Annotated in this window: 13 protein-coding genes; 1 reads left to right on the top strand and 12 read right to left on the bottom strand. The window is 63.5% G+C overall.

Going from position 1 to position 12,454, the window contains the following annotated elements:
- Window positions 1-108: 108 nt before the first annotated feature.
- From NG898_RS03405 to lysM, 9 genes are all read right to left on the bottom strand, one after another.
- Window positions 109-2,064 carry a sigma-54-dependent Fis family transcriptional regulator gene (locus tag NG898_RS03405; protein WP_252691078.1) on the bottom strand — a complete coding sequence of 652 codons (1,956 nt, stop codon included), beginning with the start codon at window positions 2,062-2,064 and terminating at the stop codon, window positions 109-111.
- 153 nt (window positions 2,065-2,217) lie between these two features.
- Window positions 2,218-3,798, bottom strand: coding sequence for a GMC family oxidoreductase (locus NG898_RS03400; RefSeq protein WP_252691077.1), 1,581 nt, complete (start codon window positions 3,796-3,798; stop codon window positions 2,218-2,220).
- A 33-nt stretch (window positions 3,799-3,831) separates the two neighbouring features.
- Window positions 3,832-4,404 (bottom strand): gluconate 2-dehydrogenase subunit 3 family protein, encoded by a 573-nt coding sequence (locus NG898_RS03395; RefSeq protein WP_252691076.1) that lies wholly within the window; start codon window positions 4,402-4,404, stop codon window positions 3,832-3,834.
- Between the two features lie 74 nt (window positions 4,405-4,478).
- Complete coding sequence (locus NG898_RS03390) at window positions 4,479-5,261, bottom strand: lipoate--protein ligase family protein (protein ID WP_252691075.1); 783 nt, start codon at window positions 5,259-5,261, stop codon at window positions 4,479-4,481.
- A complete protein-coding gene (locus NG898_RS03385) occupies window positions 5,261-5,971 on the bottom strand; it encodes a dihydrolipoamide acetyltransferase family protein (protein ID WP_252691074.1) in 711 nt (236 codons plus the stop codon). Before NG898_RS03385 ends, NG898_RS03390 begins: the two co-directional genes overlap by 1 nt.
- A complete protein-coding gene (locus tag NG898_RS03380) occupies window positions 5,968-6,219 on the bottom strand; it encodes a lipoyl domain-containing protein (protein ID WP_252691073.1) in 252 nt (83 codons plus the stop codon). Before NG898_RS03380 ends, NG898_RS03385 begins: the two co-directional genes overlap by 4 nt.
- The gene (locus tag NG898_RS03375) at window positions 6,216-7,289 is read right to left on the bottom strand and encodes an alpha-ketoacid dehydrogenase subunit beta (RefSeq protein WP_252691072.1); all 1,074 of its coding nucleotides are present in this window, start codon (window positions 7,287-7,289) and stop codon (window positions 6,216-6,218) included. Before NG898_RS03375 ends, NG898_RS03380 begins: the two co-directional genes overlap by 4 nt.
- Window positions 7,290-7,321: 32 nt before the next feature.
- On the bottom strand, window positions 7,322-8,332 hold the full coding sequence (locus tag NG898_RS03370) for a thiamine pyrophosphate-dependent dehydrogenase E1 component subunit alpha (RefSeq protein WP_252691071.1): 1,011 nt from the start codon (window positions 8,330-8,332) through the stop codon (window positions 7,322-7,324).
- A gap of 308 nt (window positions 8,333-8,640) precedes the next feature.
- On the bottom strand, window positions 8,641-9,126 hold the full coding sequence (lysM, locus tag NG898_RS03365; protein ID WP_252691070.1) for a peptidoglycan-binding protein LysM: 486 nt from the start codon (window positions 9,124-9,126) through the stop codon (window positions 8,641-8,643).
- Window positions 9,127-9,428: 302 nt separating this feature from the next.
- Here lysM and NG898_RS03360 point away from each other — a divergent pair, with 302 nt between their 5' ends.
- Window positions 9,429-10,463, top strand: coding sequence for an extracellular catalytic domain type 1 short-chain-length polyhydroxyalkanoate depolymerase (locus tag NG898_RS03360; protein WP_252691069.1), 1,035 nt, complete (start codon window positions 9,429-9,431; stop codon window positions 10,461-10,463).
- A gap of 6 nt (window positions 10,464-10,469) precedes the next feature.
- On the opposite strand, the gene NG898_RS03355 is transcribed toward NG898_RS03360, so the two are convergent.
- From NG898_RS03355 to gcvA, 3 genes are all read right to left on the bottom strand, one after another.
- On the bottom strand, window positions 10,470-10,775 hold the full coding sequence (locus NG898_RS03355) for a hypothetical protein (protein WP_252691068.1): 306 nt from the start codon (window positions 10,773-10,775) through the stop codon (window positions 10,470-10,472).
- Window positions 10,776-10,879: 104 nt separating this feature from the next.
- Window positions 10,880-11,308: a hypothetical protein gene (locus tag NG898_RS03350; protein ID WP_252691067.1), complete on the bottom strand. Its 429-nt coding sequence runs from the start codon at window positions 11,306-11,308 to the stop codon at window positions 10,880-10,882.
- Window positions 11,309-11,382: 74 nt separating this feature from the next.
- Window positions 11,383-12,318, bottom strand: a complete 936-nt coding sequence (gcvA, locus tag NG898_RS03345) for a transcriptional regulator GcvA (RefSeq protein WP_252691066.1) — start codon at window positions 12,316-12,318, stop codon at window positions 11,383-11,385.
- Window positions 12,319-12,454: the final 136 nt, after the last annotated feature.

The following is a 12,454-nucleotide window of genomic DNA, read 5'->3' as shown; positions in this document are numbered from 1 at the left end:
CTGGCTTCTCAGATGGGTGTTCAACCCGCCTCCCCCCCCCAACAAAGCGCCGATTCGCCCCACCCCGGCAACAAGCGTCCTTGGCTTTCCAGTGCCCGGCCTATCAGCCTATTGCTGATTCGGCGCGACAATCCCGAACCGGTCCATCTGCCGATAGACCGTCGCGCGGGCGATGCCAAGCTCCTGCGCAACGTGGGTGATACGCCATTTGTTCCGACGCAGCGCAGCCAACAGGACTTCCCGCTCGTTGTCGGGCGCGACATCAGCCACGGTTGAAGCTTGGCCTGCCGCGCCGTCCGTCGTACTTTCGAGAACTTCCGGCGGCAAGGCGTCAACGTCGATCAGGCCATCGTCGCTCATGGCAAGCGCAAAACGCAGCACGTTGCGCAACTGCCGTACATTGCCCTGCCACGGGTAGCTGCGCAGCACCGCCAGCGCGGCCGGCACGAGTTGCGCGTGCATGTCGAGCTGGCGTGCTTCTTCCTCGACGATACGAGCGATCAGGTAGTCCTTGTCACAGCGCTCGCGCAGTGTCGGCAGGTGCAGCGTTGCGCCGCATAGCCGGTAGTAGAGATCCTCGCGGAAGCGCTGCTCGGCAATCAGTTGGCGCAGATCACGGTGCGAGGCGGCAATCACGCGCAGGTCGACCGGAGTCGGCTTTTCCGAGCCCAGCGGCATCACCTCGCGTTCGGACAGCACACGCAACAGCCGGCTCTGCAGATGGAGCGGCATGTCGCCAATTTCGTCGAGGAACAGCGTGCCGCCATCTGACTGCGCGATCAGGCCACGCATGCCCTTGCTGCGTGCGCCGGTGAAGGTGCCAGGCGTGTAGCCGAACAGCTCGCTCTCGATCAGCGATTCGGGAATGGCGGCGCAATTGACCGCGACAAACGCTTTGCCCCGGCGCTCGCTCGCGGTGTGCAGAGCCTTGGCCAGGACTTCCTTGCCGGTACCTGTCTCGCCTTGCACTAGGATGTTGAGCGGCTTGTTGGCCAGGCGCTTGGCCTGCAAAATCAACCGCTGCATCTGTGGGTCGTCGGCGCCCAGAGCCTCCAGGGCAGCACTGGCCTCGGGGCTGGGCAACACCGGCTGAGCTGCCGCCGCAGACGGCATAGACGGCTTGCTGGCCGCGCCGCGCGGCGGAATCCCCGTCGCGTAATACAGCCCGTGGTCGAACATCCGAATCGCCGTGCGCTCGGATGACGTGCCCGCGCGGGCGATGCGCCACAGCTCGCTCATGTTTTCGCGAAACACTTCGGTCAGCAGATGGCCACGCACATCGGCGTGCGGATCGCTCTCGAGCCGCAGCTTGCGCCGGCCGCCGCTGTTGATGCCGCGAATCACCCCGTTGGCATCGAAGGCGATCATGATTTCGCTATCCACATCCACCAGCGACCACGTTGACCCAAGCCGCAGGATCCACTGGTCGCGGAAGTAGCGCAGGAAGTTCGCGTCTTCGATCTTCTGTGCGTACATGGCCGTCATCTGCAGCGCGAGGTGCTGCCCTTCGCGCGGCGCAGGCGCACTGAGAGCGGACACATCGAGCACGCCCAGGAAGTTGCCCGTGGGATCAAACAAAGGTGCGCTGTTGCAGGTGAGCGTGATGTGACACGCGTCGAAATGATCGGTCTGATGGCACGTCACAGGGGCCTGCTCGACGATGCAGGTGCCGACCGCACAGGTACCGGCGCGCGACTCACTCCAATCGGCGCCCAGGTACAGGCCTGAACGTTTGAGTTCACGATCCAGATTGTCGTTGCCGATGAAGTCGACCGTGACACCGTAGGCATCGGTCAGCAGCAGCACATAGTCGAGGCCGGAGACACGCTTATAGAGCTGCTCCATGCCGGTACGCGCGACGCTCAGGAAGTCTTCGATCTGATCTTTGTGCTCGCGCAGACGCTGCGCCTCCACGATGTAGGCGGGTGTGGGGCGGCTCGGATCGCGGCCGTAGTCGTCCAGGCAGCGCCGCCATGAGCGCTCGATGACGCCCTGCGCCTCGCCCGGCTGCTGCGAGAAGGCGAGCAGCCGCTCGATATGTGCGCGGTGTGCTTTTTGCTGCACGACTGTCTCCTTAGCCGCCGCATTTGAAGGGTACAAAGCCCGCGCTGCCGGTCTTTGCCGGCATGGGCGCGAGGGCACATGCGGTTCTACGCTAATCGATTTACCCAGTTGTCGCAACGTAACGGCAACGCAAGGTCAACCGGATTGGCTGGCTTAGATTTCCCTCCGGTTCAATGCCCCGGCAATGTATTCGGCCTGCCGGATCGCGAGGGCCACGATGGTGAGCGTGGGGTTGGCCGCCGAACTCGACGTGAACTGGCTGCCGTCGGAGATGAACAGGTTCTTCACATCGTGTGCCTGCCCCCAGCGGTTGACCACGCCGTCGCTGGCCTTCGCGCTCATGCGGTTGGTGCCCATGTTGTGGCTGGCCGGATAGGCGGGCATGTCGATCACGCGCGTCGCACCCACCGCTTCGGACACCTTGCGCCATTGCACCAGGCCATGCGCGGTGATTTTTTCGTCGTTCTCGTGATAGGTCTTGGTGACGATCGGAATGGGCAGACCGTACTGATCTTTCTCCGTGGGATGCAGCGTGATGGTGTTCTGCTCGCGGGCCATATCTTCACCGCAGACCCACACGCAGCTCATGTGGTCGTACATCTCCATGGCCGATGTGAAATCGCGCCCCCAGCCGCCCGGCTTCATGAACGCGGCCGTGTACGGCAGATGGATGGCCAGGCCTTCGAGGTAATAACCGCCGACAAACCCGCGCTTGGTGTTGAGTGGGACCTCGTCAGCCACCACCGCCGCAATGTCAAAACCGCGATACATGTAGACCGGCTTCTTGTGGATCGACACCGCCGCAGCCGTGGCGTGGTTCATGTAGTTCTTGCCCACCTGGCCTGACGAATTTGCGAACCCATTGGGGAACATGCTTGACGCCGAGTTGAGCAGCAGCCGCGGCGATTCGATGGAGTTGCCCGCCACACAGACCACCCGCGCCTTCTGCAGCTGCTTGCGGCCCTTGCTGTCGACATAGAGCACACCATTGGCACGGCCCTGCTTGTCATGCTGGATCTGCAGCACCATCGACTCGGGCCGCAGTTCGACATTGCCGGTGGCTTGGGCGCGCGGCACTTCGGTGTAGAGCGTCGACCATTTCGCGCCGATCTTGCAGCCCTGCATGCAGAAACCGATCTGCATGCAGCCCGGGCGACCGTCGTACGGTTCGGAGTTCGACGCAGCTGGACGCACGATGTGCTTGTAGCCGACCTTCTTTGCCCCCGCCTCGATCACCTTGTAGTGGTTGTTGGGCGGCATGGGGGGCAAGCCGCTGGCCTTGGTGCCGCACACGCCCATCTTCTTCTCGGCCAGTTCGTAGTACGGCTCAAGCTCGGACAGCGTGATGGGCCAATCCAACACGTTGGCCCCGTCGATGGCGCCGTAAGTGGTCTTGGTGTGGAAGTCGTGTTCCTGAAAACGCAGTGCCACACCCGACCAGTGCACCGTGGAACCACCTACGCCCTTCACGATCCAGGCGGGCAGGTTCGGATACGTCTTGGTGTGGTGCCAACCGCCCGCCGAGATGCGTTTGTCGAGCCACGAAATCTTGTTGAACATGGCCCATTCGTCGTTCTCGAAATCGGCCTGCGTGTAGTGCTTCCCCGCTTCCAACACCACGCATTTGACACCGCGCTGCGCCAGCTCGTTTGCAAGCGTGCCGCCGCCCGCGCCCGAGCCGACGATCACGACGACGCTGTCGTCGTCGAGGGAAAACTTTGCCTGATCCGTCATGATGGTTGTCTCCGTTTTTTTATGTGCCGAGGCTTATAGCCAGTCGATGTCGTCAAAGCCGCGGTGCAGATAGCCGCCCTTCTGCCACGACGAACCCTCGTAGCCGAACAGAGGCCAGAGCTTCTTGTTGTTGTAGAGACCGGTGACCAGATCCCCCTGGACCCTCTTGAAGAAAGGCGTGGATTCAATGTCCTTGAGCAACGCCACACGTTCGCTCTCGGTCTTCACCTGGGCATAAGGCACGCCATAGCGTTGCCTGGCGCGTTGGTCTAGGTCGTGCACGCCATCGATCAGCAGCGCCTTCACTGCGGGCTCCTTACCTGCAGCGGCGTCATAGGGCGCGACTGCCTCCACGTAGAACTTCTCGGCCAGCTTGTCGTGCGGATAGATGTCGCGCGCCATGCGCACCAGCGTCTTGCCAGTGACCGTGCCCAGACGAGGAAAGCTCTGCTCGACCACCACATCCTTGGTGACCGCCATGGCCGCCGGGACGACCGTGACGCTGATGGCGGCCAGGCCGCCACCGCGCAGAAAGCCGCGTCGCGACACCTTGGGTTGCTTGTCCAAAACACGCATGGCAGAGCCAGCGGCTGGCGTGGGTTTCATGTTGGTTGCCTCCGTTATCGGGCGAGCACAGCGCGCGCCTTATCTTGTTGAAATGCACAACGTTGACCGCCAGCTCACGGGCCTGCTGTGGCGGACCGAGTTACCTGCGTCGGATGCGGCTCGCGGCGGGAATGACGGGATTCATTCGTGGGCTCATGCTCGCCAAGCACATCGACGAGCATGTGGTGCAGACCTTCGGCCAGTACGGTCGCCAGCAGCGGCGCACCCAACTGCTCGGTGCAGGACGTCGTGCAGGCCCGCAGGCGCTGCGCATCCGCAGGGTTCGCCCCCAATGCAGCGCACAGCAGCGGCCAGTCGGGCGGCGAGATGAGCGTGCCGCACGTCAGCAGCACACCCGTGCGCCGACGTACCTGCGCGAGGCCGACGATCTTGCGTTGTCCGACCACCACCTCCCATGGCGAGAGCGAACCGAAGCAGGCCCACTTGAGCGATCGGGCCGGCGGCGTCATCTGCAGTTCCTCGGGCGGCACCGCGTAGGCGGGAATGCCGAGGTCTCGCAGCAGCCCTGCGTGCAGCACGCCCAACCATCGGTAACTCGACACCGTGCCGGTACCCGCCACCAGCGGGTGATCGGCTGGCAGCACGATCGACGCCGACAACATCCAGGGCCCGGCCAGCACGGCGCCACCTCCAGCGTCGCGCACAACCACCGGCGTGGCACCGCCTGCCATGCCCGGATGCAAGGCCGCCTGCGCACGGCCCAGGACGACGCCGGGCCCCGCATACGACCACAGCCGTACCGCGGGCCGCAGGACCGGTTGCGCAAGTTGCGCGCGGTTCCACTCCTGCTCTTCTGCGCAGTGGATTCCGTCGGAGAGAAAGTCGGGCGCAAGCATCACAGGCCTTCGAGGCTTTCCAGCCGTGTTTTCAGATCGGTCAGGAAGCGTGCGGCCGGGTAGCCGTCCACCGCGCGGTGATCGAAGATGAGATGCAAGCCCATCATTGGCGCGATCACGATGCAGTCGTCCTTGACCACCACCCGCTTGGCAACACGCGTCACCCCGAGGATGGCAACCTGCGGCACGTTGATGATGGGCGTGAAGCTGTCGATGCCCGTCATGCCGAGATTGGTCACGGTGAATGTGCCGTGCTGATAGCTGCCGGCCGACAACGTGCCAGCACGGGCGCCCGCCGCCAGACGGCGGCTTTCGGCGGCAATGTCGGCAACTGACTGCGTATCGACATTGCGCAGCACCGGCACCATCAGTCCTTCGTCCAGGCTGACGGCCAAGCCGATGTTGACCTCCGGCATCAGCTCGATCTCTTTCTCCTGCAGGCGTGCGTTCAGGCGCGGATGCTCGCGCAGCGTCAATGCCACCGCACGCAGCACGAAGGCCGTCAGCGTGACCTTGCACTGCGGCCCGAGTTGCTGCTGCAGAGCCTGCACTGCCGCCTCCAGCCGTGACGCATCCACCTCGATCGCCTGCGCCACGCGTGGCACCTGCCAGGCAGCGCTCATGGTGCGGGCGATGGCACCGCGCATGCCGGCAAGCGGCACGACACGACGCTCGCCGGCATCAGGCACGAAAGCCAGGGCTTGACTCATGCTTTCGGCTCCAGCCGCGCGAGCACAGCGCCGCGAGCGAAGGTGTCCTGCGCCGCCACCTCCAGCGCAGCAACAACACCATCTGCAGGCGCTGCCACCTCGTGCGTCGTCTTGACCAGCTCGACCACCGCCAATGCCTGCCCCGCGCTCACCGCATCGCCGGGCTTGACGAGCCAATCCTGCAACAGGGCCTCGGTGCCGTCTTCAACGTCCTGCCAGACGGCGTCGGACATCACGATGTCGATCATGCTGCTTCTCGCTTGAGTGAATAGGAAACGGGTTGGTGCTGCACCAGTGCACGCGCCTGGGCGACGATGCTGTCGACCTGTGGAATGACGAACTGCTCGAGCGGACGGGAATACGGGATGGGCACATCCGGCACCGCGAGCCGCCGCACGGGCGCGCGCAATGCCACGGTGTCGAGGTTCTCCGCCACGATGGCGGCAATCTCGCCCGACAGGCCGAAGCTGAGGTAATCCTCGTCTGCCACCAGCAGACGGCCGGTCTTGGCCACCGAGCGCAGCACGGCCTGGCGGTCGAGCGGCACGATGGTGCGAAGGTCAATCACCTCGACATCGATGCCCTCGGCGGCCAGTTGCTCGGCCGCGAGCAGTGACTTCTGCACCATCTGCGAGAGCGTGACGATGGTCACGTCGCGGCCTTCGCGTGCCACGCGGGCCTGCCCGAAGGGGATCGCGTAGGCCTCTTCGGGTACCGCGTTCGTGCTGCCCTCGAAATAGGACATCCACGACAGGCCCATGATGCCTTTGTGGTAGCAGAAGATGACGGGGTTGTCGTCGCGGATGGCCTGGATCATCAAGCCTTTGGCGTCATACGCGTTGGACGGCACGACCACCTTCATGCCCGGCAGGTGGGCAAAGCTGGCGTACAGACATTGCGAGTGCTGGGCCGCATCGTTATAGCCCCCGCCGATGCCGGTCGTGATGACCGCCGGCAGCGCAACACGGCCGCCGGACATGTAGGTGTTCTTCGCCAGGTGGTTGTAGATCTGGTCAAAGCACACACCGAAGAAATCCACGAACATCAGCTCGGCAATGGGGCGCAACCCTTCTGCTGCCGCGCCGAGCGCAGCGCCGATAAACGCCGTTTCTGAAATCGGCGTGTCCATGATGCGATCCGGCCCGAAGCGGTCGAGCAGCCCGGTGGTGGCGCTGAAGATGCCGCCGTATTTCCCGATGTCTTCGCCCATGACGAAGACACGCAGGTCGCGTTCCATTTCCTGGCCGATCGCTTCGGAAATGGCCTGCGCCATGGTGAGGGTGCGCGCGCCCTGCGCCGCGCCGTGTGAGGCTTGCATGGTGAGTCTCCTGTGATGGCCGCAGGGGCTGCTTAGTGAACGAAAACGTGATTCAGCGCGTCGCTCGGATCGGGGTATGGGCTGTTGCGACCGAAGTCGTACGCTGCATCAATGCGCGCCGCGATGGCGGCCCGCAGCGCGGTATCTGCGTTGTCATCGAGCAGCCCCGAAGCGCGCAGACTGTTGCCGAGCAGGTTGATGGGATCGGACTCGCGCAGATGCTTCGCTTCGTCCTTCGGGCGATAGGTTTCCGGATCGCCCTGGAAGTGCCCGAGGTAGCGGTCGGTCTTGACCTCAATGAGCGTCGGGCCCTCACCGCGACGCGCTCGCGCGATGGCCTCGCCGGCCGCGTGATACACGGCCACGGCGTCGTTGCGGTCCACCAGCACGCCAGGCATGCCGTAGCCGGCAGCTCGTACATCGTTGGAAGGCACGGACGTCGAATCGGCTTTCTCGACAGAAATGCCGTACTTGTTGTCTTCGCAGATGAAGACGACGGGCAGCTTCCAAAGCGCGGCCAGATTCAGCGATTCATGAAACGCGCCCTGGTTGGCCGCGCCCTCGCCAAACACCGCGATGGCCACCCAGTCCTTGTTCAGCTTGCGCGCGGCCAGCGCAGCGCCGCAGGCCTGCGGCATGCTCGCGCCAACGATGCCGCTGCACGAGAACTTGGTCTCCGGGTGAAACAGGTGCATGTGGCCGCCCTTGCCGCGGCCAAGACCGGTTGCCTTGCCGAAGATTTCGGCGGTCATTTCATCCAGGGGCACGCCCTTGGAGATGGCGAAATGGTGGGCGCGGTGCGGGCCGACCACGGTGTCTTCGGGCCGCAGATGCACACACACGCCCACCGCTACCGGCTCCTGCCCCGCCGACAGGTGCATCTCGCCAGGCACAGGGCCTGCGCCAATATCAAAGGCCAGTCCCTTCTGGATTTTCGGCGGCAGCTTGCCTTCCAGATAGACCTTCGCCATGGCCTCTTCATACTGGCGAATCTCGATCATCTTCTCGTACATCCACAGAAGATGTTGCGGTGTGGGGTCCATGCAAAGTCTCCTCTTGCTTTCGTATCGGTGTCCGGCTGCTGTGCCGGCTGATCGGGAATTGCAAGAGGGGTGCCAGCTGCGATGGCAAGCAGCACGCGTGCATGGAAAATGCCAGCAAAGCCTTTCGGCGCAAGGGATTGCGGTATCGCAACCGCAGATGGACAGGCACCTGAAGACGTCTCGGCAAAGCGCTGCCGAACGAGACAGACGTCGCAGTGCATGCGACAGGTGTCTCACTCAGCCGTCATGCGTGAGCAAAAGAAAAAAGGGCCCGAAGGCCCTTTGTCTTGATGCAACCGCCAGACAGATCACACCGCCGGAATGCGCAGCTTCTGCCCCGGATAGATCTTGTCCGGATTCGACAGCATCGGCTTGTTGGCTTCAAAGATGGCGGGGTACTTGTTGGCATCGCCGTAGAACTTCTTGGCGATGGCCGAAAGCGTATCGCCGCGCTCCACCGTGTGCCATTGCGATTCTTCCGACTCGGTATTGACCGACATCTGGTCATCCACCGACTTGATGCCCTCGACGTTGCCGCAGCACAGGATGATCTTTTCGCGCGTGGCTTGGTCGGGCGCTACGCCAAATACCTTGGCAGCATCGCCTTCAACCTGCACTGAAAGCGCCGTGGCGCTCAGGCCCTGTTGCGCGATGTAGTCCTGGATGGCTTGGCCCTTGGCATCGTCGGCTGCCTTGGCGGCGTCGGCATCCGCCGATGCATCGGCCGGCGCGGCCGCAGCGCTGCCGTGGAAAAGCTTCTCGCCAGCCTCTTTGATGAAGTCAAAAAAACCCATAACGACCTCCATAAGTACACAACGGGGAACGGGAAAGCTGAAGGGCATGCCCTGGGGGCCTGGCCCGTCGCGGCAGTGTAGCCGCTCACCTGCGGTGTCTCCATGACAGTCTCAGGCGCAATTGCAAACTTTGAGCCGCGATGAGGCGTTCAAGAGGCGCTTCACCCACTTTGAATGCTGCAACGCAACAAAATCACTGGCACACTGTCTTACCAATATCGAAACCACTTGCGGCCCTTCGGAGAGCACGGGCACCATCGTCCTCATCCGCGCCCATTTCCGCCGCCATGCACCGTACTTGGATGAAATCCATCACCCGGCTAGTCGACGCCCTGACCACGCCGGGCTTTGGCCGCCAGTCATGGCCGCCCAAACCGGTTAAGCCGCTCAAGCCAACCGCACGCCGCGATAGCCCGCGCCGCATACGCCCGACGCCCACCCAGGGTACCTTCGTGCGCGAACAATTCATCTACGAACCCGAGTCGCCCGCCGTGGTGGCGCGCCGCCCTGAATACTGGCTCTACACGCCGCCCACACGCGGCAGCAAACCCCCTGCACTGATGGTGATGCTGCATGGCTGCAAGCAATCGGCAGAAGTACTGGCGCATGGCACGCGCATGAACGCACTGGCAGATCGCGAGGGTTTTATCGTGCTGTATCCGGAGCAGCCGCGCCGCGCGCATCCGCAATGCTGCTGGCACTGGTATGACCCGGAGCACGCCGGCGCGCGCGAGGCCGACGGCATTGCTCAACTGATCGAACAAACCCTGGCACAAACCGGCGCAGACCCCTCGCGCGTGTATCTGGCAGGTTTGTCAGCTGGCGCGGGATTGGCCGGCCTGATGGCATTGCGCCATCCGAGGCTGTTCGCCGCACTGGCGCTGCATTCGGGGCCGGCCCTGGGTGTCGCACGCTCGCCAGCGTCTGCATTGAACCTGATGCGTCGCGGGGCACGCGTCGACGCCGTCGATGCGCTCTCAAGCGTGGTGAACGTGGCCACCTACCCCGGCATGCCGACGATGCTTCTGCACGGCCTGCGCGATGAGGCCGTCAACCCGGCCAACCAGGCGCAGTTGGCCGCGCAATTCCGCGCACTGAACCATCTGGGCGAGGGGGCCAACGTCTTACGCGAAACGACGCGAGGCGAGGGTTATGTCCTGCGCAACGACATACGCGACGGCGAATGCGTCGTCAGCCTGTGCCAACTCACTACCATGGGCCACGCCTGGAGCGGCGGCGACCCGCGCTACGCATTCCACGCGCCGGGTCCCGACTCGACGTGGCTGTGGTGGCAATTCGCGCGCCGGCACGTTCGCGACACAGCGCTGGCGGCGTAACCCACGTCAGAGATCGATCGACTGCTGGACGGGGTTGCGTCCCAGCAATTCATCGATCAAGCCATAGCCGCGCGTGAGCCCGGCATCTTCGGCGGCTTCCCGCGTGGGCAGCGGGCGGTCGTCATGCGAATGGGCGACGAGCGTTTCGACGGCCGTCGGGTCTGCGCCGGACTCGCAGATGCGCACGACAAAATCCCACTGCGTGGGTCCCTCCCCGCCTTTGTCGGATTTGCGCTCGGCACGGGGAATGGCCAGTACGTAGACGTCGAAGTCTTTGTACAGCTCGGTGCGCCAGTTCGATTCCATTGTCATGTTGCCTCCCGGAAAGCGCCGCGGCCTCTTATCCGGCGGCTGCGGCGTCGACAGACCTGCCCGCAAAAAACAGGCAGGTACATGACCGGCCCGTCGTTACATCATCAGCATTCGCCCTTGCGCGCGTGGCCCGGGGGGCAGTGGTAACGGTCGTCGCGATCGCGACCGTGATCCCAGTCGCGATCGCGGCCACGCCAGCGGCCGTCGTCGCCGCGATCCCAACCACCGTCACGCATTTGCCAGCCGTGCGGACCCTGCTCCCAACGCGGCTCGCGCCAGTGGTAACCCGGCCGGCCATGTTCGCGATAGCCGCGACGCCATACATAGCGGCCATCGCGCCATTGCCAGTAACCCGGCACCCATACGTAGCCCGGCTGCAAGACCGGCACAGGCTCGTACTGAGGCGCCGGTGGCGCGTAGGTCGGGCCGATCTGCACACCGATCGACACTTGTGCCTGTGCAGGCAAAGCGATCGAACCGGCCGCACCGGCGGCCGCCAGGCATGCAGCGAGAATCCATGCGTTCTTCTTCATGTGAGGACCTCCTTCTCAAACCAATCGAACTTGAATGGATCGTAGCATCGTGTTCCGCCGTCGCCTCTAGGGTGTTACGCGGCGTTACCTCCGTTACCGGAGGGCGGAAATGTGTTCACGTTTGCGTGACGTTGCGGTCGTTCCTCGCCCAGCCACGCGCAAAACGCCTGCACCACTTCGTCACCAAGATTGCGCGCAGGGCTGTACCAGTAGTAACTGCGTGCGACCAGCGCGAGATTCGGGAACGGCGCCACAAGACGCCCCTCCTCCAAATCATCCGTGATGAGTGCAGATGGACCCATCGCGACACCCAGGCCATCGATGGCGGCTTGAATCGACAGATAGAAATGCTCAAACGTAAGCGCATGTGCGGGCCGCAGGTTCGGCACGCCGGCCAGCACAAGCCAGCTTGGCCACACCGAGGGCAGCGTATCCGAATGCAGCAGCGTGTGATGCCGCAAGTCGGATGGGCTCAACAACGGCAAGCGCTCCAGCAACACCGGACTGCACACCGGAAAGCGGCTCTCGTCCAGAAAGCGTCCTGACTGAAAGCCCGCATGAACCTCCGGCCCGCCGCGAATGATCACGTCGAAATGGTCGGGCAAGTCTTCGATCTCTTCAATGGAGGTGGTCAGCCGAACCTCCACGCGCGGAAAGCGCATCTGAAACGTCGAGAGCCGTGGAATCAGCCAGCGCATCGTGAACGTCGGGATGCTGTTCACACGAAGGATGCGTACAGCATCCCGGTCGCGCAACGCCTGGCTGGCCGTGCTGATGCGATCAAGCGCTACGCCAATCTCGGCAAGGTAGCGCTGGCCCGCATCGGTCAGTTCCACTCGCCGATTCAGCCTGCGAAACAGCGACACACCCAGCCACGCCTCCAGTGCCTGAACCTGGCGGCTGACCGCGCCATGCGTGACATTCAGCTCCTCGCCCGCACGCGTAAAGCTCAGATGGCGCGCCGCAGATTCAAAGGCACGCACGGCATTCAGAGGGGGCAACTGGCGCATCTCGCGTGAGTTTTTTGCACAGATCGAGTCAGTATATATCGATTGTTGATCACACTTTGCAGCGCTACGCTGGCACCTTCTTGCTCTCACTGACACAGCATCGAGTGAGAAAAATCGACCCGACTCTCACTTCACG

It is taken from the genome of Ralstonia mojiangensis (assembly GCF_023955645.1).
Taxonomy (GTDB): domain Bacteria; phylum Pseudomonadota; class Gammaproteobacteria; order Burkholderiales; family Burkholderiaceae; genus Ralstonia; species Ralstonia mojiangensis.
Note: the sequence above shows the minus strand (reverse complement) of the source record. Positions and strands in the feature narration are given on the sequence as shown.